Below are 22,270 nucleotides of genomic sequence, written 5' to 3'. Positions count from 1 at the left end.
CATGCTCCCTACCGCCCGAAACACGTTTACCAATAAGCATCGAACTTCCAACGCGTCGCCCTCGAACGCGCGCTTTAAAACCGGGCTCACGCTTGCGTTGGTGATCGGCCTGATTGGGCTTGCCATCTGGGCGGCCACGCTCTGGTTTCAGGGCGCGAGCCTGCAGATTCTCGCCTGGCAGCGCGAGCTTCATCGGGCGCTGACGCTCTCCATCACCGAGCTTGCGCGCACGCCGTCGAACTCGGCGTGGCTAACGCTTTTGGGCGTCAGCTTTGGCTACGGCGTATTCCACGCCGCGGGCCCGGGTCACGGTAAGGCGGTGCTGGCGACCTATCTCGCCTCCCACGGCGGCGCGACCCGCCGTGCGCTGGGGCTCTCGTTTGCCGCTTCGCTCCTGCAAGGGGTGACCGCTATCGTCATGGTTGGCGTGCTGGTGTTCGGGCTGGGCTTTTTGACCCGCCAGGCGATGGGGCAGGTGGTGTGGGTCGAGCAGGGCAGTTTTTTGCTGGTCGCGCTGTTGGGCGTCTGGCTCTGCGTGCGCGCGGCGCGAAAGCTGCGCCATGCCTATCGCTCCAGGGCGCCGGCGGTGTTGACGCCGGTGTCGCAAGGCCCGGGGCTGCTCTCGGCGCCCAGCCACGGCCATTTCCATCCGCATCATCACCACGAGCACGGCGACCATCATGAACACGGCGCCCACTGCTGCGGCGGCGCGCACCATGTCGAACCGGACCAGGCGCTTGATTGGCGCACCGCGCTGATGACCGTTGGCGCGATTGGCCTGCGCCCCTGTTCCGGGGCGGTGCTGTTGCTCGGGGCGGCGGGGCTTTTAGGTCAGTTTTGGGTTGGCGTCAGCGCAGTGGTCGCGATGTCGCTGGGCACCGGTATTACGGTATCGGCGCTGGCGCTGGCCAGCGTGTTCGCGCGCGGCTGGGCGACCCGGCGGCTGGCGCGTCAGTCGCAAAGCCGCGCGGTCGAAAAGATCGCTGCCTGGGCGGCGCTGGCCGGAGGTGTTGTGATCGTGGCGTTGGGCGTGTCGCTGTCGGTCGCGGGCTTCGATCAGCCGGCGAGCTCGCCATTGTTCAGCGAGCCGCCGGCGCGCTCGAGCAGCGCCCCCTTTGGTCCTGGCGCCTGATTCGCTAAACGTCGAGCTTATCCATGTGGGCCAGAATCCGCTCGCGGCGCTCGCGTTGAAGCGTCGGGCTATAGGGCACCGCCTCGCCCTTGCCCCATACCGGCGCCGGCCAGGCGTCGTCGCGCGTAAAGCGCACCACCAGGTGCACATGAAGCTGGCTGACGACGTTGCCCAGTGCTGCCACGTTGAGCTTGTCGCCTTGAAAGGCCAGCTGAAGCGCCTGGCCAAGCGCGGTGGTCTCCCGGTGAAGCTGCATTTGGTCGTCGTTTGAAAGCTCGAATGTCTCGCGCACGCCTGGCCGGCGCGGCACCAGAATCACCCAAGGGAAGCGCGCGTCGTTCATCAACAGCGCGCGGCAAAGCGGCAGGTCGGCAAGCGACAGGGTGTCGGCGGCCAGGCGGCTATCCAGCTCGAAAGTGCTCATGGGGTGGGCTCCGGGATAAAACGTTGACAGTTCAAGGGCGCTGTCATAAAAATCGATGCACGTGGCGGCGTTAAACGGGCAGAATCGTGAAAACGCTGTTACGCTGACTATACGCCTGCGTGATAGTGACACGCGAAGGCTTTCCGACCCCGTGAATGTTAAGGAGAACATGATGAAAAAACTACTCGCCGTAAGCTTCATTATGCTGATCAGCGCTTCAGCGTTGGCCGGTTGCAACACCATTTCCGGCGCAGGCAAGGACGTGCAAGCGGGCGGCCAGGCCGTGCAGGACGCCGCCGAGTAAGTTCGGTCGGGTGCTCCAGGAAGCAGGCGGAAGGTTTTTCCGCCTGCTTCTTTCGTTTGGGGCCGTCGCTTTTACACGTTGGCGGCTTTTTCATCGCGCATTCACAAGGAAACGTGACATGCCCAATCTTGATCGCTTTCTTAGAACCTGCCTCACGGCCACTGGCGCGCTGACCCTCGGTGTGCTCCTGAGCGCCTGTGCGGCTCAGACCGGCGTCGCCCAGGCGCCGAGCAGCCCGGACGTCAGTGCCCCACCGCCGCCCCGGGTCGCCGACACCGCGCCGCCCGCTACCTCGCAGGGCGCCTGCAATATCGCTTCGCTCGAGGCCGTTGGCGAACCGCTGACCGAGGCGCGCTCGCGCGAGCTCATGAGTCAGAGCGGCGCGCGCGATGTGCGCGTGTTGCCACCCAATAGCGTGGCGACCATGGACTACCGCGAAGACCGGCTCAACATCGAGCTCGACGAGGCCGGGCGCATCACCGCGCTGCGCTGCGGCTAACGCAGAATCAGCACCACGCAGGCGGCGGTCAAAAGCCCCATCGTCACGTTGAACGCCCGCCAGGCCGCCGCGGTCTTGATGAAGCGCCCGATCGCCACGCCAAACACCGCCCACACCAGCAAACACGGCAGGGCGGTGAGTTCGGCCATCCCTACCAGCAGCACCGCGTTGAGCAGCATCGGGCCGTTTTCCGGCAGAAACCCGGCGATTAGCGCAAGCCCCAGCACCCAGGCCTTGGGATTGGCGAGCTGGAAAAGCGCCGCTTGGCCGAAGGTCAGCGGCTTGCCCCTGGCGCGAGTATCGCTCAGGTTCGGCGGCGGCGCCGTGGCGATCCTGTAGGCGAGATAGAGCAGATAAGCGCTGCCCGCCCAGCGCAGGCTCCATTGCAACACCGGAAAACGCTCGAACAGCGTGCCAAGGCCCAGCGCAATGGCGAGATAAAGACAGAAGCAGCCGCCGACGATGCCGCCCATGTGGGGCAGCGTTCGGCGCACGCCGAAGTTCGCCCCGGAGGCGGTCAGCATCAGGTTGTTCGGCCCCGGCGTCAGCGTCATCGACATCATGAAAAGCGCCACCGGCCCCAGTAGTAACAGCCACTCACTGCCCATGACGTGACCTATTCATAGCGGTCTCTCCAGCGCTGTCGGCGCACCTGCTCCTTGAGCATTTCCAGAATGTCGTAGAGCACCTGCTCGGTGACGTGAGCGCTGGTGTCGTCCACGGTCAGCCAGCTGTCGAAGCCGCTATCCGCGGTGCGCTCGATCATCTGGCGAAACTCCGGTGAGTGGATACCCAGCGCCAACTCGTCCACCAGCCGCTGGGCGACGCCGCTGAGTGACGCCTGCATGGCGCTGGAAGCGGTTTCGCCCATGGGCAGGCGATTGAGCCGCTGGATCTCCGGGGTCTCAAGCAGCGTGCGCGTGATCAAAGCGTCGATGGAGGTCATGATCTCCTGGCGATTTTGCTGGTACGCCTTGCCCACGGTGGACTCCAGCCGCTGGGAGATCTCCTTGATCAGCTCGCTCTTGCGCGGCATGATCACCCGGTCGACGAGGCGCTCGGTCAGCGAGTCGGCGGCCAGAATTTGCTGCTGCACGTTGCCCATCAAACGCAGCGCGATACGATCAGAGAGCTCCTCGAGCAGGATGTCGTAATACTTCATGACAAAGCGAAAGCTCGACCAGTTGCGCACGTCGATCAGCCCTAACCGGTGGAGCCGGTGGACCAGCGACAGCACTCTGAGCGCGCGCAGCCAGCGAAAGCCCGCCAGCGGAATGCAGCCCAGTACGTCGTACCAGTGGATGAACGGGTAGAAGAACCAGCGGTGATAGCGGCGCTCGATGATCGCCGCCGTCCACCCCAGCAGCACGTCGATGACGAAAATCGTGACGAACACCAGGTCGATGGCGAAAAATCGGCTATGAATTTCGGCGTCGTAGAAGTCGTGAAAGCCTGGCGAGGCGCGCTGTACCAGCTGCTCGAACCAGCCGAGCAGAAACAGCGAATCGAACAGCAACAGCGCCAGGTTCGCGATCACCGCGGCCAGAATGAAAAAGTCCCAGCCGATGTGCGCGTACTCCACGGCGCGGGGTAGTTTGGGGTGGCGCTCTCTGGCCAGCATGGTGACTCCTTTCGGTGTGGGCGAAGCGGCGGCGGGCTAGTCGTCTCTGAGGTGCTGCTGGGCGCGCTTCTCTTCCTGCTCGGCCTGCTTTCGATGCTTCTTGCGTAGCGCCGCTTTTTCAAAGCGCAGCTTCTGAAGCGGCGTATTCAGTGACAGCGGCGCCACCTGGGCGGGCTGGCCCTCCCGGTCGACCGCGACCATGGTCAGATAGCAGCTGTTGGTATGACGAATCAGCTTTTCGCGGATGTCTTCGGCCACCACCTTGATGCCGATCTCCATCGAGGAGCGGCCCACGTGGTTGACGCTGGCCAAAAACGTTACCAGCTCGCCGACCATGATCGGCTGTTTGAACAGTACCTGGTCCACGGAAAGGGTGACCACGTAGTGGCCGGAGTAGCGGCTGGCGCAGGCGTAGGCCACCTCGTCGAGCTTTTTGAGAATCGCGCCGCCATGCACCTTGCCACTGAAGTTGGCCATGTCCGGCGTCATCAATACCGTCATGGAGAGTTCGCGCTGGCCCGGCAGGGCGCTGTCAGCGCTAAAAATGTCCGTCATAAGCTGCTCTTGAAAGCCTGAAAGGGCGCCCGCCCTGCGCGGGCCGCCCGTGAAGTGAAACCGCCGGCGCTCAAAACCACACAAGCCCCACGGAAATGATCACGCCGGTTAAAAATAGCTGAACCAGGCAAAAGCCCATAATGTCCTTGGCCTTGAGCCCCGCGATGGCGAGCACCGGCAGCGCCCAGAACGGCTGGAGCAGGTTCGTCCAGGCATCGCCCCAGGCGACCGCCATGGCGATACGCGCTACGTCCGCGCCCAGCGCCTCGGCGGCAGGCAGCATGACCGGCGCCTGCACCGCCCACTGACCGCCTCCGGACGGCACGAAGATGTTGACGATGCCGGCGCTGATGAACGACCAGAACGGCAGCGACGTGGCGCTGGCAAACGAGACCAGCCACTGCGACATGCTCTCGGCCAGCCCCGACTGCACCATGATCGCCATGATGCCGGCGTAGAAGGGGAACTGAATCACGATGCCCGCGCCGCCCTTGATCGCCTCGTTCAGGCTGTTCAACAGGTTGCGCGGCGTGCGGTGCAGCACGATCGCGGCAAACAGAAACAGAAAGTTGACCACGTTCAGGTTGAGCCCGCCGCCGCGCAGGAAAAAGTGGTCGAGCAAAAACAAAAGCCCCGGCACGCCCACCAGCAGCGCCAGGCCCATGCTGTTTTCGAGCTTCTCTGCCGGGCGGGTGGCACGCTCGACCGTCTCTGGTTCGTCATCGAGAAGCGCGCGATCCACGTAGACGCTCTCCTCGTCCGGCGGCAGCATCAAACGGTTGATCAGCGGGATGGCCACGAACAGGCAGACGACGATGGCGAGGTTGAAGAATGCAAAGATCGTCGAGCCGGTGCCGATCACGCCGATCTGATCGGCGGAGAAGTGGCCGTCGGTGGCGATGGTCAGCGGAATCGAGCCCGCCAACCCCCCGTGCCAGACCACGAACCCGGAGTAGGCGCTCGCCACCAACAGGCGGTAATCGACCCGCACCAGTCGCGCCAGCTCCTTGGCGAACAGCGCCCCGACGACGAGACCAAAGCCCCAGTTGATCCAGCTCGCGGCCAGCGACACCAGAGTCACGAGAATGATCGCTCCCCCGGCGCTTTTGGCGGTGCCCGCAAGCCTTGCCAGCAGGCGCTTGACCGGCGGCGAGCTTGCCAGCATGAAGCCGGTGACCAGTACCAGCAGCATCTGCATGGAGAAGGTCAAAAGCCCCCAGAAGCCGTCGCCCCACATGCGCAGCACTGCAAGCGGCGTTTGGCGCTCCACGGCGATGGCCGCCACGGAGGCAATCAGCGTCAGCAGCAGGACGAAAATATAGGGGTCGGGGAGATAGCGCTCGACCAGCTTGACCGCAGGCCTGGCAATAAACCTTAGCATAAGAGGCTCGCTTTATTCGTTATTGGGAGTGCCCGCTCAATATACGAGCCTGGGGTGCCTTTTTCATCCCCGCCGATGGGTTAACCGCGGATGGGTAACCGCCAGCGATCAATACTCCGCCTGGGCGGCGCACCAGCGGCTTCGCCGGTAGCGCACGTAGTAGCCGGCGAGCACCGCAGAGCGGGTGAGCATGAACAGCGTAAAGGCGAGCCACAGCCCGTGATTGCCAAGCCCCTGAAAAAACCACCAGGCGGGCAGGTAGACGCAAAGTCCGGCGAAAATGCTGTTGCGCATCTCGCGCACCGCGGTGGTGCCGATGAATACGCCGTCGAGCAGATAGCTCCACACCGCGATCAGGGGCATGGCGACCATCCAGGGCAGGTACTCGGCGGCGGTCATGCGCACCTCTAAAAGACCGGTCAACAGCGCGATCAGGGCGTTACCGAACAGCGCAAAACCAAGCGCGGTAGCCAGCGCCGTGTAAAACGAAAAGCGCGCGGCGGCCTTGACCGTGGCCGCAAAGCCCGCCCAGTCGCGTCGGCCAAACGCCCGGCCGGTCAGCGATTCGGCCGCGTGGGCAAAGCCGTCCAGCGCGTAGCTGGTCAGCATGATGAACTGCAAAAGCACCGCATTGGCGGCAAGCATCGTATCGCCCTGGCGCGCGCCCTGGGCGGTGAAAAACGCGGTGGCGAACAAAAGCCCCAGGGTGCGCACGAACAGGTGCGCGTTGACGCTGAAAAGCGCCCGGTAGGCGCGAAGCCGCCAGAGCCTTGAGCGCTCGAAGACGCCGTCCAGCAGCCGCAGCTGGCGAACCACCAGCCACGCGCCGAAGGCCAGCGCGCTGTAGTCGGCAATGACGCTTGCCAGCGCCACGCCGTTGCTGGTCATGCCAAGACCCACCACGAAGACGAGATCGAGCGCGATATTGACGGCGTTGGTCAAAAGCAGCAGGTAGAGCGTAACGCGAGCGTTTTGCTGGCCCAGAAACCAGCCCAGAATCGTATAGTTGGCCAGCACCGCCGGCGCAGACCAAAGCCGAATCTCGGCGTACTCGCGGGCAAGCGCCTGAGCCTCTTTGCTTCCATCGAGCAGCCACAGCCCAAGGTCGATTAGCGGCGAGCTCGCAAGCACCAGCGCCGCGCCGATCGAAACCGCCAGTAAAAGCGACTGCCCCAAAAGATGTTTGATGTCATTGGGTGCCTCGCGGCCCATGGCCTGGGCGACCAGGCCGGTAGTGCCCATGCGCAGAAAGCCAAAGCCCCAGTAAAGAAAACCGAACAGCGTTGCGCCCAGAGTGACCGCGGCCAGATAGCGCGAATCCGGCAGGTGGCCGACCACGGCAGTGTCCACCAGCCCCAGAAGCGGGACGGTGACGTTGGAGAGAATGATGGGCCAGGCGAGCGCCCAGATGCGCACGGGCGGGTCAGGCGGCAGTGATGAGGTGATACTTTTTCAACAGCTGCTCTTTGGTTTCCGGGCGGTTCGGGTCGAGCGGGATGCAGTCCACCGGGCAGACCTGTTGGCACTGAGGCTCGTCGAAGTGGCCGACGCACTCGGTGCAAAGACCCGGGTCGATCACGTAGATTTCTTCACCCGGCGAGATCGCATCGTTAGGGCATTCCGGCTCGCAGACGTCGCAGTTGATGCATTCGTCGGTAATCATCAGGGACATGGCTATTACCTCGTGAATGACGGATTCGCCCGCCGCAGCGGTGCCGCGTGGGTGATGGGGCTCAAGGGGCGTTGAAGCGCTCGGCCAACGCCTCGGCGACCTTGGGGGGCACCAGCGCGGACACATCGCCGCCAAGGCGCGCGATTTCGCGAACGATCGTCGACGAAATATAGGAGTTCTCGACCGCCGGCGTCAAAAACACGCTCTCGAGCGTCGGATTCTGCGCCCGGTTCATGTTAGCAAGCTGCAGCTCGTACTCAAAGTCGGAGGCGGCGCGAATGCCACGCAGCATGATGCGCGCATCGAGATCCGCCATCAGGGTGGTCAAAAGCGACGAGAACCCGACCGCCGACACGTTGGGAAGCGCATGGCACGTCGATTCCACCAGCGCGATGCGCTGATCCAGCGATAGCGCCGGCTTCTTGTTAGGGCTTTCGGCCACGGCGATCACCACGCGATCGAACATCTTCGCGGCGCGCGCGATCAGATCGAAATGACCGTTGGTGATCGGGTCGAACGTGCCGGGGTAGACCGCCACTCGGGGTTGCTCGGCGCTCATGATGCGCTCTCCTCGTCGTCGAGCCGACCAAAGGGGTTATCCACCGTCAACGACACCGGCTGGGCGTAGCCTGGAATATGGATGCGGTCCATGTCGATGCCAAGCTCCGGGCCTTCGAGCACGGCCTCGCCGAACTGGTAGCGCGGCGCGTAGTGGCCGCGGTCGGCCTGGGCCAAGTACGCTTTCGAGCGGGCGCGGACGTCTTCGCGGCGCGCTCGCCACGCCTGCATGGCCTGGTCGCCGTGGCGCTTTTCGAGCAGCCGCTCGGTGACGCTGGGCGAGAGCACCACGCCGGTGGCGTTGTTGCCGCCAAAGCCCTTGGCGTTGATGAAGCTGGCGTCGGCCTTAAAGGCGAGCGGCGTCTGGAAAAAGCGCAGCCGCTCGGCGTGGACGTCGCTTGCCACCGCGTCCAGCGTGGGAATGCCGGGCAGCAGGTCGTGCTGGAAGCTGCCCAGGGCACTAGTCAGCTGATCACCCGCCGCCGAGCCCTGGGAGTGGCCGATGAACGCCTTGATCGCCACCACCGGCCAGGCATCGATGCCGTTGGCGCGGGCGATTTCGTGCAGCACGTGGGACTCGGTGGTGCGGTTTTTCGGCGTGCTGGTGCCGTGGGCATGCACGAACGTGCGCTGCTTGAGCGCCGTGTCGCCGAGCATGTCGCGCACCAGCGCCGCCGCCTTGCCAAGCGTAATGTAGTTGCCGATGCCGGGGGCGGAGATCGAGCGTTTGAAGCCGTCGGCGTTGACGAACACGTCCGGCACCGCGCCGAGGATATCCGCGCCGGTCTCGAGCGCCAGCGTATCGTCCATCAGCATCACGAACTGGCTCGCCTCGGCCATGGTGAAGCCGCAGTTCTGGGCGAAGGGCCGGCAGGCGCGCTGGTAGTCCGCGTCGGTCAGAAGCTCGAGGGCGTCGAGCGCCTTGAGGCTGGCGTCGTCGGCCAGCGCCCCCATGGCGCGAAAGCCTTCGATGATCTCCGGGGTGATCGGCGCATCCGCGGTGCCCACCATCACCACCCGAGCGCGGCCTTCGCGAATGTCCTGAAGCCCTAAACGCAGGTTGTAGAGAAAGCTTGCACAGGCGCCGAGTGCGGCTCCGGTGCTGCCGACGCTTCCCAGCACGTAGGCGTTGAGAAAGTCCGCTGGCATCTGCGCGTAGCCCAGCGGCATCTGCTTGGAGGTGGCGCGGTTGCCGCTCACCAGGCTTTTCATCAGCCCGCCCCAGCCGGCCTCGTCGAGCTGGCCAATGGAGTTGCCGGCGTAAACGGCGATCTTGTCCGGGTCCAGGCGCTCGCGCAGCCGCTCCCACTCAAGGCCGCTGGCGCCCAGGCAGTCGCTGGCGGCGAAAATGGCCATCGACAGCCCCCGCGGGTGGTGCACGCTGCGATAAAGGCTTGCTGGGTCGAAGCCGGTAGGCAGCTGCGCGGCGGCCACGACCTTGGGCGTCTGGGCATCCGGCAGCAGCGCATTGAACACCCCGGCGGGCACGCTGACCTTCACGTGGCGGGCGTCCTCGGTGTCGCTCACTTCCCAGTTGGCCGGCAGCTGCTCCGGCAGCTGGCGCCGGCGCAGCGTGAAGTGCAGCGGGGTGTCGAGGGCCATCTCTGCCTGGCGGCTGGCGGGCATACCGGGGGCGAGAAAGTGCGGATCTTCGTTGCGCCGGATCAGCGTGTGGTTCAAGACGCGCTCGAAAAGCGTCTCGGTGGGCGCCACGATCGGTTCGCCCTGGTCATTTTGCCAGCCCTGCTCGGTATGGATCGCCAAGCGCATTAGCGCCGCCAGGCTCTCCAGCGTATGGCGCTTTTGATCAGTAGGTAGCGCATCAAGCACGGTGCGGCGAAAGGCCTGATGGCCCGAGGTTCTGCCAGCAGGATTGATGCCGCCCATGCCGACAATTACCGGTAAGTGTGACAAGCCGGATTCCTCGTGGTGCGATAGTTGGGTAACGTACGCCTCGGCGGGGCGCTTGAAAGACCCTGGCCGAGTGTCCTGACATTCATGGACACGATCATAGCACCAGGGGTGCAATGGCGTCATGCCGCGCGCGCCGGAGACTGATAGAATCGTGGTTTTTCCCTCAGAGGGTGGCATGCAGCACGCGTCTCGAGTCGTTACTTCCAATCAGCCCGGCCCCCACCAGGATCTGGCCCGGCGCGTTCAGCGCGCGCTGGCGCATCCGCTCAAAAAGCCCGTGGCCGACCACAGCCGCCAGGCGTTCGAGCAGGCCAGCCTCTGGCGTGAACAGACGAGCGCGCCGCTGATTCTCGATGCCGGCTGCGGGGTGGGCCTTTCGACAAGGCGGCTGGCCGAGCGGTTCCCAGACCATGCGGTGATCGGGGTGGATCGAAGCGAAAGCCGGCTGGGCCGCGAACACGGCGCGCCGCCGGACAACGCGCTGCTGGTGCGCGCCGATCTCATCGATTTCTGGCGGCTGGCGCTGGCGGCAGGCTGGGCCCCCGAGCGCCACTATCTGCTGTACCCCAACCCGTACCCCAAGGCCGCGCACCTGAAGATGCGCTGGCACGGCCACCCGGTGTTTCCCGCCGTGCTGGCGCTGGGTGGGCAACTCGAGGTGCGCTCGAACTGGCAGATCTACATTGAGGAGTTCGCCCAGGCGGTGGCGCTTGCCACCCGTCAGCAGGCAGCGGTCGAGTCGCTCACGCCGGGCCCCGATTATCTGACGCCTTTCGAGGCGAAGTACGCCCAGAGCGGCCAGCCGCTTTGGCGCCTGACCTGTACGCTTCAAAGCCACACCGTGGGCGCTCAAGGGCTCTCGAATTTGTGATTCAGGCGTGACGCGAAACCTGTTTCCAACATGAACATGCATTCAAGGACGGTAAGAGTGAGTCGTTTATCAACGTTTGTTCGGCCGGCGCGGCTGGCAGGGGCGGCCCTGGCCGCGTTAGTGTTCAGCCAGCCGCTGTGGGCGGATTTCACTCGCCTTGGCCAGCTCGAAAGCAAGGGCTTTTCGATCAGCGCCGAGGCGCGGCTTTTAGGCCCGGATACCCACCAGGTGCTGGGGCGCATCAACCCGGAGCGCCAGCTGTCGCCCGCTTCGGTCACCAAGGCCTACATGAGCGCGGCGCTTTTGAGCCGCTTCGGGCCTCAGCACCGCTTTACCACGTCACTGGTCAGCAGCGCGCCGGTCGAAGCCGGCGTACTGCGCGGCGATCTGGTGTTCGAAGGCGGCGGCGACCCGGGACTGACCACCGAGGATCTGTGGCGGCTGGTGCAGCGCCTTCAACTGGCCGGGGTCGAGCAGGTCGACGGGGCGCTGGTGGTCAGTCAGTGGCGCTTTGGCCCGGTCGAGTGCGTCACGACCGACCGCTGCAACGCCCAGACCCGCGTGACCAACGCCTACAGCGCGCCGCTCACCTCCGCCGGCGTCAACTTCGGCGCCTGGTGCGTGAACGTAGCGCCGGCGCCTGTCGCCAATGCGCCGGCGCAAGCGTCGCTGTGCGATAGCCCTCAGCCCTTGATCACGATCGACAACCAGGTACGCACCGTGCCCGCCAACAGCGGCACCGAGCTAAGCGCCGTGCGCATTACCGATGAGCGCGGCGACGTGATGCGCGTGACCGGTCAGATTTCGACCAACGCCGCCGCTCGGGACGTGTACCGCGGCGTTGGTGACCCGGCGGAGCAGACCGCCCAAACGCTTTTGAGCATGCTGGGCCAGGCGGGTATCCGCGTGCGCGACCCCTGGCGGGTCACCTCGGCGCGGCCGAGCGGGGCGAGCCGGCTGGCGGCGGTGGACAGTAAGCCCTTGCAGGAGCTTTTGCTGCGCACCATGAACTACTCCAACAACTACATGGCCGACGTGCTGGCGCTCGATCTGGTCGAGACGCCCCAGGCCCAGCTCTACCAGGCCGGCCAGGCGCTGGAGGCCTTCGCCCATTCGATTCCCGGCCACGGCCCGGTCACGCTTGAAAGCGGCAGTGGCCTGACCACGGGCAATCGCACCTCGGCCCAGGGCGTCACCGCGATGCTCGAGGCGATGTTCAATCAAAGTGCGCTGTTTCCAAGCTTCGTGGCGGCGTTTCAGTCGCCGGCCAACGGCGTGATGCGCTTCATTCGCCGCGGCCCGCCGGGCTTTCAAAACAACGTGATGCTGAAAACCGGTACGCTCAACGAGCCGTTTGCGGTGCGCGCCGCCGCGGGCTACTTTCGTACGGCCCAGGGGCGCTGGGGGGTGTTTAGCGTATTGGTGAATGGCACCGGCACCACGCCTTACTTAAGCTGGTCGGAGGTGCTCGACCCGCTTGCACTCGACCTGGACGCCATGATTACGGCCCACTAATCCACCTTGATGAGAGCGACATGGCGCGATGAAGCCAAGGCATACCGGAATAACCCACCTGATTCACTCCACGCGCTACTCGTGGAAAGGGCTCAAGGCGGCCTTTAAAAACGAAGCGGCCTTTCGTCAGGAGCTGGTCATCTGCACCATCATGCTGCCGCTGGCCTGGTGGCTGGCGGACACCGCGATGGCGTGGCTGATGCTGGTGGGCAGTCTGTTCATGGTGCTGATCGTCGAGCTTTTGAACAGCGCCGTGGAGAACGTGGTGGATCGTATCGGCACCGAGCACCACGAGCTCTCCGGCCGGGCGAAGGACATCGGCTCGGCGGCGGTCATGCTCTCGCTGATCATGGCGGGCCTGACCTGGGGCGTGCTTGGGTGGGTGAAGCTGGCCGGGTAGGCGACTACATTTTTAAACAGCACTGATTTAGAGAGCACCGACGGGGTTGGTGCCAGCCAGGAGGTGGCTATGCAGTGGAACGCAGCGGTACTCGCAGATGCGCCCGAGGCGGTCACGCCGATCGCCGAGCAGGCACTCAACGAGCTTTTCGAGGCGCTCGACAAGGCGGACAACGTCGCCTCGATGACCGATAAGCCGCTGCCCTCGGCCTTCTTCGAGACGCTCACCGACGCCCGGCGGTTTGAACTCTACCGGGTGCTGACGGTGTCGCACTTCGCCGCGCAGACGCTTGGCCGCTACCCGGGCTGGCTCGAAACACTGTCAGACAACGGCGAACTCGACGCCACGCCGGACAAGGCGCGCCAGCAGACGTGGCTTTCTGAGGCGCTGTCCGGCGTCGAGGACGAAGAGGCCATGCATCGGGTCGTGCGCCGCTTTCGCCGTGCGCGCATGCTGGGCATCATCTGGCGCGATCTCAACCGGGGCAACGGTTACGCCATGTGGGACACCGCCCAGGCGCTCTCCTGGCTTGCCGAAGTGGCGATCGAAGGAGCGCTTGGCTGGCTCGAAGCCTTCTACGCCCCGCGCTGGGGCACCCCGGCGCCGTGTCGCGACGGCCGCCCCCAGCGGCTGGTGGTGCTGGGCATGGGTAAGCTCGGCGCCGGCGAGCTCAACCTCTCCTCCGATATCGACCTGATCTTCGCCTTCGCCGAGAAGGGCGAGACCAGCGGCGGGCGCAAGCCGCTGGCCCACCAGGAGTACTTCACCAAGCTCGGCCAGCGCCTGATCGCCGCGCTGGACGCGGTGACCGCTGACGGCTTCGCCTTTCGCGTCGACATGCGCCTGCGCCCGCTCGGCGACGGCGGCCCGCTGGTAGGCAGCTTTTCGATGCTGTCGAGCTACTACCAGGACCAGGGGCGCGAGTGGGAGCGCTATGCGATGCTCAAGGCGCGCCCGGTCGGCGGCGACATCGAAGGCGGCCAGGCGCTGCTTGAGAGCCTGCGCCCCTTCGTTTACCGGCGCTATCTCGACTTCGGCGCGATCGAGTCGCTTCGAGAACTCAAGTCGATGATCAACCGCGAGGTGAAGCGCAAGGGCATGGAGAGCAACATCAAGCTCGGCCCCGGCGGCATTCGCGAGGTCGAGTTCGTCGTCCAGGCATTTCAACTGATTCGCGGTGGCCGCGACACCGAGCTGCAGGTCGCCTCGCTCAAACGCGCGCTGGCCGAGCTGCCCAAGCTGGAGCTATTGCCCGTTGAAGTCGTCGACGAGCTTCTGACTGACTACGCCTTTTTGCGCGACGTCGAGCACGCCATTCAGGCGCTCGACGATCGTCAGACCCAGATGCTGCCAGAGGACGACGACGAGCGCGTGCGCGTGGCCTACGCGTTGCACATGAACTGGTCCGAGCTTTTAGCGGCGCTCGACACCGCCCGCGAACGCGTGCGCCGCCATTTCGATGCGGTGATCGCCGACCCGGAGGAGGAAACCGCCGACCCGGAAGAGGGCAGTATTGGCCTGGAGCAGTGGCGGCTTTTATGGCGCGACGAGCTGCCCGAGGACGAGGCGACGGCGCAGCTCGATGCCGCAGGCTTTAATGATCCGGCCGCGGTGTTAAAGCGCTTGAAAAGCTTCTATCACTCCCGCCAGGTACAGAGCATGCAGCGTATAGGCTTCGAGCGCCTGGACGCGCTAATGCCGCTGCTGCTCGACGCGGTCTCCAGGCACGACACCCCGGATACGGCGCTGGAGCGGGTGCAGCCCTTGATCGAATCGGTGCTGCGCCGCACCGCGTACCTGGCGCTTTTGCGCGAAAACCCCCAGGCGCTCGAGCATCTGATGCGCCTGTGCGCGCCGAGCCCCTGGATCGCCCAGCATCTGGCCCGCTACCCGATTCTGCTCGACGAGCTCTTGACGCCCCAGACGCTCTACACGCCGGCGGATAAAGACGCCCTGGGCGATGAGCTGCGCCAGACGCTCAACCGCCTGCCGGAGGACGACGAGGAGGCGCAACTCGAGGCGCTCAGAGTATTCAAGCACGCCAAGACCCTGCACGTGGCCGCCTCGGACATCGCCGGCACGCGCCATTTGATGAAGGTGAGCGACTATCTGACCTACATCGCCGAGGTGATACTCGACGCCGTGCTGGCGATGGCCTGGAAGCACGTGGCGCGAAAGCACGGCGTGCCCGAAGGCGCCAGCGAGTTCGATCCGGCATTTCTGATCGTCGGCTACGGCAAGCTGGGCGGCATCGAACTCGGCTACGGCTCGGATCTGGATCTGGTGTTTTTGCACGACAGCGACGGCAAGGGCACGACCAACGGGCCGCGCCCGCTCGACACGCCGGTGTTCTATACCCGCCTTGGGCAGCGCATCATCCACCTGCTCACCGCCACTACGCCCGCCGGCAGCCTGTACGAAGTGGACATGCGCCTGCGACCATCCGGCAACGCCGGGCTTTTGGTGACCTCGCTCAAGGCCTTCGGCGAGTACCAGCGCCAGAATGCCTGGACCTGGGAGCACCAGGCGCTGGTGCGCGCCCGTGTGGTGGCGGGCAACGAGACGCTGGCTGAAAAATTTTCTGAGCTTCGCGCTGAGCTTATGACCACGCCTCGCGAGCTCGACAAATTAAAAGAGGACGTCATCGGCATGCGTCGCAAGATGCGCGATCACCTGGGCACGCCGCCGGGCAAGGGGCAGGAGAAGACGTTCAATTTGAAGCAGGACGCTGGCGGCATGGTGGATATCGAGTTTCTCTGCCAGTACGGCGTGCTCGCGCTCTCCCACAAGACGCCGGCGCTTGCCACCTACCCGGACAACATGCGCATTCTGGAGACGCTCGAGGAGCACGACTACCTGGGTGAGGAGGAGGCGCTGGCGCTTCGCGAGGCTTACCTGGCCTATCGCAGCCGCACCCACCGCGCGGCGCTGACCGGCGACAAGCCCCTGGGCGATGTCGAAGCGCTGGCGCATCACCGCGACGCGGTTTCCCGCCTCTGGCAGCGTTTTCTGGGCTGATGCCATGAAAGAGCGTTATAAAAAAGCGTCAAGGCGGCGGGCGCGTCGATGACCGGTCATATCCTCGCAACGCTCTTACCGGTATTTCTAATCGCCGCGGCGGGGGCGCTTTACGGGCGCCTGCGCACGACGAACATCGCTACCCTCAATACGCTCAACATGGAGCTGTTCGTACCGCTTCTGGTGTTCGCCGTGCTGGCGGACCGGCAGGCGCCGCTGGCCGACTATGCCTGGCTCGGCGGGGCGGCGGCGCTGGTAGTGCTCGGCTCTGGGGCGCTTTTGTGGCCGCTGGCGGGGCGTCTCAAGCTCGACCGCCGGGTGTTTTTGCCGTCGATGATGTTCAACAACTCCGGCAACATGGGCATACCGCTTCTGGTGTTCGCCTTTGGCGAGGCGGCGCTACCCGCGGCGGTGGTGGTGTTCATCGTCGAAATGCTGCTGCACTTCTCGGTGGGCATTTACATGGTCGACGCCCGCGCTTCCATTGCGCGGATGCTGCGTATGCCGATCGTCGCGGCGAGTATTGCGGGCCTTGTGGTCAACGGGGCGGGGATCGATCTTCCGGGCTGGCTGCTGGAAGCGATGCACATGCTGGGGGAGGTGTGTATTCCGCTGATGCTGTTTGCGCTCGGTGTGCGCCTGCTGGAGGTGGATCTTGGCGAGTGGCGCACCGGGCTTTTGGGGGCGCTGCTCTGCCCGCTTTCGGGGCTTGTGATCGCGCTGCCGCTGATGGCGGTGCTGCCGCTTGATTCACTGCAGCTGGCAACACTTCTGGTCTTTGCCGCCCTCCCACCGGCGGTGCTGAACTACCTGGTCGCCGAGCAGTACGATGCCGAGCCCCAGCGGGTTGCCTCGCTGGTGCTGATCGGCAACCTGGGAAGTTTGGTCGTCATGCCGCTGGTGCTGGGTGCGACGTTTGCCTTCGTTCGCGCCCCGATTTAAGACTTCTCCTTCACCTCGAAACTACCTTCGATGGCGTCGCTTTCGCGTTCATTACCGCCGTGAGTAAAGCCCGAGCCGCCGCCAATGTCCTGAGCGCGGTCTGCCCGCATCTGCTCCATCCGCTTTTTCATTTTATGGCGCATGAACGGCATCAGCGCCCAGCCGACCAATAGGAAGAAAAGGCCGAACACCAAACCGACCACCATGAGCGCGCCAAAAGCGAGCCAGATGAGAGTGAGCTTTAACGCGCCCAGCAAGCCGTTTGAAGGGGTATTGGCTGCGCGGGCTCGCCACTGGTGGGCCGCCTGCCAGGCCGCGTTTTGCGACTCGCGTTGGGTATTGGTCATGAAAAGCCTCCAAAAAGTATGGGCACGCATTGGAACGCACCAAAAAGCGAGAGTTCCCCCGTGCGCCATCTTGCCCCAGGGGCGTAGTCACCGCCACCGCCTACCTGAAAGGGAAAGCGTTGAACTGAGGTGGGGCCAAAACGTGATGCCAGCGCCCTTGGCAACTATGCTGAAGCCCACGGTGTGCGACTCGCGCCGTGAGGTTGGATCAATAATACATTCGACATGGGCGGCCGGCAGGGATGGTGAGCTCCAGGGACACAGGGAAACGCTATGGTTCGTAAAGAAGGCAAGCTGGTATTCATCGCCTCTACCGTGATCATCTTTGGGCTGGTGATCGTTGGCGCTTCGTTTCCGGAGCGCTTTGGCAGCGGCGCCGAGGCCGCGCTAGGGGCAGTGACCGAGTATATGGGGTGGTTCTACCTGCTATCGGTGTTCGGCTTCGTGTTGTTTCTTTTCGGGCTGGCGTTCAGCAAATACGGCAAGGTGCGGCTGGGCCCTCAGGACTCGAAGCCGGACTACACCTTTTTCTCCTGGATCAGTATGCTGCTCGCTGCCGGCTTTGGCGTGGGGCTGGTGTTCTACGGTATGGCCGAGCCGATGAGCCACTATATCGAGCCGCCCTACGGCGATTTTGAGCCGGAAACCGAAGCCGCGGCGCGCTACGCCATCCAGTACAGCTACTTCAACTGGGGAATACATCAGTGGGCGGCGTTCTCGGTGGTGGGGCTGATCATCGCCTACTTCCAGTTTCGCAAGGGCCAGGCCGGGCTGGTCTCCTCGGTGCTCTCGTCAATCGTGGCGAAAAAGCCCGCGCTACGCCCCTTCGTTTCCTGGATCGACGTGTTCGCGGTGGTGGCCACGGTGATGGGGGTGGCGACGTCGCTGGGCCTGGGCGTTTTACAGATGAACGGCGGGCTCAATGCGGTGTTCGGCGTGCCGGAGAGCACGCTTTGGCAGTTCATCATCTTGTCGGTGATGTTCTGCGCCTACATGCTCTCGACCTGGTCGGGGCTCGACAAGGGCATCAAGCGGCTATCGAATCTCAACCTTGCCATCTGTATCGGGCTAATGCTCTACGTACTGATCACCGGCCCAACGCTTGCGATTCTGGAAACCATTACGCTGGGCATCGGCGACTACATCCAGAATTTCATCGGCATGAGCCTGCGTATTTCACCCTATAGCTCGAACACCTGGGCGAGCGAATGGACGATTTTCTACTGGGCCTGGGTCATCGCCTGGTCGCCCTTCGTGGGGACCTTCGTGGCGCGGGTTTCCCGCGGGCGCACGATCAAGGAGTACGTATTTGGCGTGCTGATCATGCCGCCGCTGCTGGCGTGCTTGTGGATCGGCGTGTTCGGCGGCGCTGCGCTCAACATGGAGCTCAACGGCGACAACATAGGCTTGGCCGCGGCCACTCAGGAGAACATTACGGTGGCGCTTTTCGAGATGTACGAGCTGATGCCCTTCACCAGCATTCTCTCGCTGGTGTCGATTCTGCTGATCTTCATCTTTTTGGTGACCTCGGCGGACTCGGCCTCTTATATCGTGGCGCAGATGACCGATAACGGCTCCATCAACCCGCCGCTTTACAAGCGGGTGACCTGGGGGGTGTTGATTGCGGCGATCTGCCTGACGCTGATCGCGGCAGGCGGCCTGACCGGGCTTCAGTCCGCGGCGGTGCTGGCAGCGCTGCCCTTTACCTTCATTCTCTATCTGATGGTGTACGTGCTGGTGCGTGAGCTGCAGGCGGATCGCCGCTCGATGCTGACCCAGCTCTATCGTCGCCACGGCGATACGCCGGTCGGCGCCGACGCGTTCGAAGCCGACGAGCTGAGTGACGCCGAGCGCGAACGCCTGCGCCGGGCGCCGCTCGTGGTCAATCGTCGCATCAAGGGCTAGACTTGATCTATTATCCAACGAACCGTTCACAGGAGTAAGCGCTCATGGCTCGACCACGCCACGGCGCCACGCGACGACAGCCCAAGGGGGCGGCGCTCGAACGCTACAGCGCCGTCTTCGACCGGTGGCTGGATCTGGTCGTGATCGTGGCGGTGTTGACGGCGCTGGTCATTGGCTTCTCCGCAGTGCTGGCGCACTGGTTGCTCACCTGATGGGGTGGCGCCGGCACGCCTTCCCCCGGGGCCGCCAAACAAAGCGATAAGCGCCGAAGAGACGTTAAGCAGAAGGTATTTTGAAAAGGGCCGCCACGGCCCTTTTTTCGTGGGCAGTTTACGCCTCGGGAAATACTGGCCTGAACGCTTCGATGCGGTTTCGCCCGCGGTTTTTGGCGTGGTAAAGCCGCGCGTCGGCCAGCTGGAGTAGGTGGTTGGGGGACTCATCGCGGGCGGGGTGTTGGCAGGCCACGCCCATGCTCAGCGTCAGCACGCTGTCGGTGAGGTTTTGGGCGTGAGGGATCGCGAGGGCCAGTACGGCCTGACGCAAATGGTTGGCGGTGTTCAGCGCGGCGTAAAGATCCTTGCCCGGTAGTACGCAGACGAACTCCTCGCCACCGTAGCGCGCCAGAAGATCGGTGTTTGAATCGATGCAGCGATTGAGCGTGCGCGCCACGCTTTTGAGCGTCTCGTCGCCGGTGGTGTGGCCGTAGTGGTCGTTGAACGCCTTGAAGCAGTCGATATCGATGAAGATGATCGCCAGCGGCGTTTGGGTCTGTATGGCGTGCGCCCACTGGCTTTCCAGAAAGGTGTCGAAGTAACGGCGGTTGGCGATGCCGGTCAATCCGTCATGGTGCGAGAGCTGGTGCAGGTGATCGCGCTGCTCCAGACCGCGCTGAAATTCACGCAGCAGATGATCCATGCTCTCGACCAGGTGGCCCAGCTCGTCGTTGCGGTGGCCTTTGAGCCGCGGTTTGGGCCATTGGGCGGGCAGCGCCGGGTCGGTTTCGATAATGGCCGCATGTACCCGCAGCAGGGGCCTTGTGATGAAGACGTGAAAAAAGAGCACGAACAAAAGGCTCAGTAAAAAGGCTTCCAGAATACTGATGCCCACCACGCTGAAGCTGCGCGCCAGAAATCGAGCGGTGAGGTGCTCGTGATCGAGCGCCAGGTGGATTTCGCCGACGCGCGACGCCGGAAGCGCATCGTCCACGTAATAGCGAAGCGGCGCCTGGTACTCGAGCATGTCGCCAAACAGCGCCTCGCCGAGCCAGCCAAGCGGTCCTGAACGCGCATCGAAATTGGCCAGCACCCGGCCGAAATCGTCCTGAATCATGACGTAGGCGACGTCGCTTGCGTTGAATAGCCCGGAGGCGATCTGTTCGGCAAGCTCGGGGTTGAGCTGAAACGCCGCCTCCGCCGCCGCGCCGTTGATGATCGCGATCTGCTGCTCGGTGCGCTGTTCGATGTTTCGGCGCATGGTATGAGCGTGGCCCAGAAGTTCCAGGCTGCCCGATACCAAGCTGATCAGGGTAGCGATCAGCAGCGTTAAAAGCGCCTGCTTTAGCGTCAGGCGTCCTCTGACGAGCCGGGCGCGATGTTTCATGGCGTCGCTCGCAGTACGTGCTGAAGCCGCATCATTACGTGATGGGGAACGCTTGGATGACAGGCGAGGTAAAGCGGCATGTAGGCGAAGGTGAACAGGTGGCGCAGAACCACGTGGCGTTCGGCAGCGATGGCCTCAGCCGTTGCCCGGCCGGTCACGATGACGTCCAATAACCCGGCCTCTAGGCGCGCCACGTTCACCCGCTCGCTCGGCGCCCGGATGATGCGGATACCTCGGCTTTCGGCGTAGTCGCCAATCGCATCTTCGCGAAAGCTGCCCACCCGCAGGCCAACAAGCTCGCTCAGCCGTGTTGGCGTAAAGGTGGTATCGGTACGCGCCAGCGCCGCCCATTCGTTGATCGCAAGCGGCCCGGCCCAGCGAAACATCAGTTCCCGTGCGGGCGTACGGGTAGTGGAATAGACACAGTGGTCCGGGCGAAAGCGCGCTTCGGTATACGCTCGCGCCCAGGGAAAAAGCTGAAATCGGGCGTCGATACCGGTTTCGTCAAAGGCCCGGCGCAGCCGCGCGGTGGCCTCGCCCACGATGACGCCATCGATTTGATAGTTGAACGGTGGGTACTCTTCGGTATTGACGCTCAGCCGGTAGGTCGGCGTTTGCGCCGACAGCGACGGGCAGACAAGCATCGCCGTCAGCAAAGTGAGCCAGTGAAGGCGCCTTGCGCTACTCATCCCTGCGCTACTCATCCTTGTGCACCAGCGAGGGGTTTTCCAGCGCGTGCAGCTCGGCCAGCGCCCGTTGGAAGTGCGCCACCAGCGCGGGGTCGCTTTGCCGATTGATAGCGAAGTAGAGCGGGTAGCGGCTCAGCGTATGGATCGGTTCGAGCGCGGTGGGGGCGTGGCCGGCGCGCTCGGCCAGCCAGTCGACCACGCTCGTGCTGTAAGCCCAGAGATCGACACGCTCGTTCAACAGCATGGCGAGGGCGCTTTGGCTGTCCAGCGCCCGGTGAATCAAGTGATCCGGATAGCCCGCCTCGGTCAGGTTGAGCTCGCCAATGTCTCCCCGTATGGCGGCGATCCGAAGGCCGGCTCGGGCCGCCTCGTCGAGGGTATCAAGGGTAATGCCGGCCTCGCGCCGGGCGATCAGCGCGACCCGATCGATGGCGATGGGACCGACCCAATCGAAAAGCGGCTCTCTGGACGGCGTGCGATTGGTCGAAAACAGCACGGTATTCGGCGTTTCAAGCGCCAATTGATAGGCGCGAAGCCATGGGTAGCTCTGAATAAGGGCCGGGTCGAAGGGGGTATGCGTATGCTGAAAAAGTTGCCTGAGCAGGTCGATCGTCTGGCCCGTTTGCGACCCCTGATCGAAATGATTGTAGGGCGGATACTCTTCGGTGACGTAAGAGAAGTGCGAAAGCGAAGGGGTGTCGTCGCCAAACGCTGCAAAACACCACGCAAGCCCCGCCAGCAACGATACGCTTTTCATCGGTACTGGTTTGTTTGCAGCGACTCCGTGTGGCATTGAGCAATATCCCGGCATGGCTTCTCGAAAAATTAGAGCAACTTTCGCCCTCTGTCATCCCATTTTTACCGGGTTACGCGTTACTGTAGAGCATTGCCACCTTGTTGAAGTCTGCCTGCTCGAGAGCCTCC

General features: G+C 63.9%; 23 protein-coding genes. 10 read left to right on the top strand and 13 right to left on the bottom strand.

Annotation, left to right across the window (positions count from 1 at the left end):
- Position 1 precedes the first annotated feature (1 nt).
- On the top strand, positions 2-1,132 hold the full coding sequence (locus RN347_RS14225; RefSeq protein ID WP_311958655.1) for a nickel/cobalt transporter: 1,131 nt from the start codon (positions 2-4) through the stop codon (positions 1,130-1,132).
- 4 nt (positions 1,133-1,136) lie between these two features.
- Here the strand turns inward: RN347_RS14225 and RN347_RS14220 are convergent, their stop codons facing one another.
- Positions 1,137-1,556 carry an HIT domain-containing protein gene (locus tag RN347_RS14220; protein WP_311958654.1) on the bottom strand — a complete coding sequence of 140 codons (420 nt, stop codon included), beginning with the start codon at positions 1,554-1,556 and terminating at the stop codon, positions 1,137-1,139.
- A 172-nt stretch (positions 1,557-1,728) separates the two neighbouring features.
- Here RN347_RS14220 and RN347_RS14215 point away from each other — a divergent pair, with 172 nt between their 5' ends.
- Positions 1,729-1,860, top strand: a complete 132-nt coding sequence (locus tag RN347_RS14215) for an entericidin A/B family lipoprotein (protein ID WP_263586143.1) — start codon at positions 1,729-1,731, stop codon at positions 1,858-1,860.
- A 118-nt stretch (positions 1,861-1,978) separates the two neighbouring features.
- Positions 1,979-2,359, top strand: coding sequence for an I78 family peptidase inhibitor (locus RN347_RS14210; protein WP_311958653.1), 381 nt, complete (start codon positions 1,979-1,981; stop codon positions 2,357-2,359).
- Here RN347_RS14210 and RN347_RS14205 read toward each other — a convergent pair.
- The 8 genes from RN347_RS14205 to RN347_RS14170 form a co-directional block, all read right to left on the bottom strand.
- Entirely contained in the window at positions 2,356-2,967 is a 612-nt protein-coding gene (locus RN347_RS14205) for a LysE family translocator (protein WP_311958652.1), read from the bottom strand. The genes RN347_RS14210 and RN347_RS14205 overlap by 4 nt on opposite strands.
- An 8-nt stretch (positions 2,968-2,975) precedes the next feature.
- Complete coding sequence (locus RN347_RS14200; RefSeq protein WP_311958651.1) at positions 2,976-3,980, bottom strand: ion transporter; 1,005 nt, start codon at positions 3,978-3,980, stop codon at positions 2,976-2,978.
- A gap of 36 nt (positions 3,981-4,016) precedes the next feature.
- On the bottom strand, positions 4,017-4,535 hold the full coding sequence (locus tag RN347_RS14195) for an acyl-CoA thioesterase (protein ID WP_263586147.1): 519 nt from the start codon (positions 4,533-4,535) through the stop codon (positions 4,017-4,019).
- A 70-nt stretch (positions 4,536-4,605) separates the two neighbouring features.
- Positions 4,606-5,916: a short-chain fatty acid transporter gene (locus RN347_RS14190; protein WP_263586148.1), complete on the bottom strand. Its 1,311-nt coding sequence runs from the start codon at positions 5,914-5,916 to the stop codon at positions 4,606-4,608.
- A 108-nt stretch (positions 5,917-6,024) separates the two neighbouring features.
- On the bottom strand, positions 6,025-7,332 hold the full coding sequence (locus tag RN347_RS14185; RefSeq protein WP_311958650.1) for an MATE family efflux transporter: 1,308 nt from the start codon (positions 7,330-7,332) through the stop codon (positions 6,025-6,027).
- 7 nt (positions 7,333-7,339) lie between these two features.
- On the bottom strand, positions 7,340-7,588 hold the full coding sequence (locus RN347_RS14180) for a YfhL family 4Fe-4S dicluster ferredoxin (RefSeq protein ID WP_252106211.1): 249 nt from the start codon (positions 7,586-7,588) through the stop codon (positions 7,340-7,342).
- Between the two features lie 61 nt (positions 7,589-7,649).
- Positions 7,650-8,147, bottom strand: a complete 498-nt coding sequence (coaD, locus tag RN347_RS14175; RefSeq protein ID WP_311958648.1) for a pantetheine-phosphate adenylyltransferase — start codon at positions 8,145-8,147, stop codon at positions 7,650-7,652.
- The gene (locus tag RN347_RS14170; protein ID WP_311960854.1) at positions 8,144-10,033 is read right to left on the bottom strand and encodes a beta-ketoacyl synthase; all 1,890 of its coding nucleotides are present in this window, start codon (positions 10,031-10,033) and stop codon (positions 8,144-8,146) included. The genes coaD and RN347_RS14170 overlap by 4 nt, the downstream gene beginning before the upstream one ends.
- 202 nt (positions 10,034-10,235) lie before the next feature.
- Between RN347_RS14170 and RN347_RS14165 the strand changes: the two genes are divergently transcribed.
- The 5 genes from RN347_RS14165 (at position 10,236) to RN347_RS14145 (ending at position 16,806) form a co-directional block, all read left to right on the top strand.
- Positions 10,236-10,931, top strand: coding sequence for a methyltransferase domain-containing protein (locus tag RN347_RS14165; protein ID WP_311958647.1), 696 nt, complete (start codon positions 10,236-10,238; stop codon positions 10,929-10,931).
- 57 nt (positions 10,932-10,988) lie between these two features.
- Entirely contained in the window at positions 10,989-12,446 is a 1,458-nt protein-coding gene (dacB, locus tag RN347_RS14160) for a D-alanyl-D-alanine carboxypeptidase/D-alanyl-D-alanine-endopeptidase (RefSeq protein ID WP_409365760.1), read from the top strand.
- Between the two features lie 28 nt (positions 12,447-12,474).
- Positions 12,475-12,846: a diacylglycerol kinase gene (locus RN347_RS14155; protein WP_252106214.1), complete on the top strand. Its 372-nt coding sequence runs from the start codon at positions 12,475-12,477 to the stop codon at positions 12,844-12,846.
- A gap of 69 nt (positions 12,847-12,915) precedes the next feature.
- Complete coding sequence (glnE, locus tag RN347_RS14150; protein WP_311958646.1) at positions 12,916-15,864, top strand: bifunctional [glutamate--ammonia ligase]-adenylyl-L-tyrosine phosphorylase/[glutamate--ammonia-ligase] adenylyltransferase; 2,949 nt, start codon at positions 12,916-12,918, stop codon at positions 15,862-15,864.
- 48 nt (positions 15,865-15,912) lie between these two features.
- Positions 15,913-16,806: an AEC family transporter gene (locus tag RN347_RS14145; RefSeq protein ID WP_311958645.1), complete on the top strand. Its 894-nt coding sequence runs from the start codon at positions 15,913-15,915 to the stop codon at positions 16,804-16,806.
- On the opposite strand, the gene RN347_RS14140 is transcribed toward RN347_RS14145, so the two are convergent.
- Entirely contained in the window at positions 16,803-17,153 is a 351-nt protein-coding gene (locus RN347_RS14140) for a hypothetical protein (RefSeq protein WP_263586154.1), read from the bottom strand. The genes RN347_RS14145 and RN347_RS14140 overlap by 4 nt on opposite strands.
- A 273-nt stretch (positions 17,154-17,426) precedes the next feature.
- Between RN347_RS14140 and RN347_RS14135 the strand changes: the two genes are divergently transcribed.
- Together RN347_RS14135 and RN347_RS14130 are read left to right on the top strand one after the other, a co-directional pair.
- Positions 17,427-19,058, top strand: a complete 1,632-nt coding sequence (locus RN347_RS14135) for a BCCT family transporter (protein ID WP_263586155.1) — start codon at positions 17,427-17,429, stop codon at positions 19,056-19,058.
- Between the two features lie 44 nt (positions 19,059-19,102).
- Positions 19,103-19,270 carry a hypothetical protein gene (locus tag RN347_RS14130; RefSeq protein ID WP_263586156.1) on the top strand — a complete coding sequence of 56 codons (168 nt, stop codon included), beginning with the start codon at positions 19,103-19,105 and terminating at the stop codon, positions 19,268-19,270.
- 118 nt (positions 19,271-19,388) lie between these two features.
- Here RN347_RS14130 and RN347_RS14125 read toward each other — a convergent pair whose 3' ends face one another.
- The 3 genes from RN347_RS14125 to RN347_RS14115 are packed head-to-tail and all read right to left on the bottom strand — an operon-like array spanning position 19,389 to position 22,103.
- Complete coding sequence (locus RN347_RS14125; protein WP_311958644.1) at positions 19,389-20,657, bottom strand: diguanylate cyclase domain-containing protein; 1,269 nt, start codon at positions 20,655-20,657, stop codon at positions 19,389-19,391.
- On the bottom strand, positions 20,654-21,361 hold the full coding sequence (locus RN347_RS14120; protein WP_263586158.1) for an ABC transporter substrate-binding protein: 708 nt from the start codon (positions 21,359-21,361) through the stop codon (positions 20,654-20,656). Before RN347_RS14120 ends, RN347_RS14125 begins: the two co-directional genes overlap by 4 nt.
- The gene (locus tag RN347_RS14115; RefSeq protein WP_311958643.1) at positions 21,354-22,103 is read right to left on the bottom strand and encodes a transporter substrate-binding domain-containing protein; all 750 of its coding nucleotides are present in this window, start codon (positions 22,101-22,103) and stop codon (positions 21,354-21,356) included. Before RN347_RS14115 ends, RN347_RS14120 begins: the two co-directional genes overlap by 8 nt.
- Positions 22,104-22,270: the final 167 nt, after the last annotated feature.

The sequence above is a fragment of the Halomonas sp. PAMB 3264 genome, from assembly GCF_031954245.1.
In the GTDB taxonomy this organism is placed as follows: Bacteria; Pseudomonadota; Gammaproteobacteria; order Pseudomonadales; family Halomonadaceae; genus Vreelandella.
The sequence above is the reverse complement of the archived record's forward strand: the minus strand, read 5'-3'. Positions and strand labels throughout refer to the sequence as shown.

What these genes read in the sequence shown, in the direction of transcription:
- RN347_RS14225 (WP_311958655.1), top strand. Translation starts at nt 2, where the DNA reads ATGCTCCCTACCGCCCGAAACACGTTTACCAATAAGCATCGAACTTCC.
- RN347_RS14220 (WP_311958654.1), bottom strand. Translation starts at nt 1,556, where the DNA reads ATGAGCACTTTCGAGCTGGATAGCCGCCTGGCCGCCGACACCCTGTCG.
- RN347_RS14215 (WP_263586143.1), top strand. Translation starts at nt 1,729, where the DNA reads ATGAAAAAACTACTCGCCGTAAGCTTCATTATGCTGATCAGCGCTTCA.
- RN347_RS14210 (WP_311958653.1), top strand. Translation starts at nt 1,979, where the DNA reads ATGCCCAATCTTGATCGCTTTCTTAGAACCTGCCTCACGGCCACTGGC.
- RN347_RS14205 (WP_311958652.1), bottom strand. Translation starts at nt 2,967, where the DNA reads ATGGGCAGTGAGTGGCTGTTACTACTGGGGCCGGTGGCGCTTTTCATG.
- RN347_RS14200 (WP_311958651.1), bottom strand. Translation starts at nt 3,980, where the DNA reads ATGCTGGCCAGAGAGCGCCACCCCAAACTACCCCGCGCCGTGGAGTAC.
- RN347_RS14195 (WP_263586147.1), bottom strand. Translation starts at nt 4,535, where the DNA reads ATGACGGACATTTTTAGCGCTGACAGCGCCCTGCCGGGCCAGCGCGAA.
- RN347_RS14190 (WP_263586148.1), bottom strand. Translation starts at nt 5,916, where the DNA reads ATGCTAAGGTTTATTGCCAGGCCTGCGGTCAAGCTGGTCGAGCGCTAT.
- RN347_RS14180 (WP_252106211.1), bottom strand. Translation starts at nt 7,588, where the DNA reads ATGTCCCTGATGATTACCGACGAATGCATCAACTGCGACGTCTGCGAG.
- coaD (WP_311958648.1), bottom strand. Translation starts at nt 8,147, where the DNA reads ATGAGCGCCGAGCAACCCCGAGTGGCGGTCTACCCCGGCACGTTCGAC.
- RN347_RS14170 (WP_311960854.1), bottom strand. Translation starts at nt 10,033, where the DNA reads ATGGGCGGCATCAATCCTGCTGGCAGAACCTCGGGCCATCAGGCCTTT.
- RN347_RS14165 (WP_311958647.1), top strand. Translation starts at nt 10,236, where the DNA reads ATGCAGCACGCGTCTCGAGTCGTTACTTCCAATCAGCCCGGCCCCCAC.
- RN347_RS14155 (WP_252106214.1), top strand. Translation starts at nt 12,475, where the DNA reads ATGAAGCCAAGGCATACCGGAATAACCCACCTGATTCACTCCACGCGC.
- glnE (WP_311958646.1), top strand. Translation starts at nt 12,916, where the DNA reads ATGCAGTGGAACGCAGCGGTACTCGCAGATGCGCCCGAGGCGGTCACG.
- RN347_RS14145 (WP_311958645.1), top strand. Translation starts at nt 15,913, where the DNA reads ATGACCGGTCATATCCTCGCAACGCTCTTACCGGTATTTCTAATCGCC.
- RN347_RS14140 (WP_263586154.1), bottom strand. Translation starts at nt 17,153, where the DNA reads ATGACCAATACCCAACGCGAGTCGCAAAACGCGGCCTGGCAGGCGGCC.
- RN347_RS14135 (WP_263586155.1), top strand. Translation starts at nt 17,427, where the DNA reads ATGGTTCGTAAAGAAGGCAAGCTGGTATTCATCGCCTCTACCGTGATC.
- RN347_RS14130 (WP_263586156.1), top strand. Translation starts at nt 19,103, where the DNA reads ATGGCTCGACCACGCCACGGCGCCACGCGACGACAGCCCAAGGGGGCG.
- RN347_RS14125 (WP_311958644.1), bottom strand. Translation starts at nt 20,657, where the DNA reads ATGAAACATCGCGCCCGGCTCGTCAGAGGACGCCTGACGCTAAAGCAG.
- RN347_RS14120 (WP_263586158.1), bottom strand. Translation starts at nt 21,361, where the DNA reads ATGAGTAGCGCAGGGATGAGTAGCGCAAGGCGCCTTCACTGGCTCACT.
- RN347_RS14115 (WP_311958643.1), bottom strand. Translation starts at nt 22,103, where the DNA reads ATGAAAAGCGTATCGTTGCTGGCGGGGCTTGCGTGGTGTTTTGCAGCG.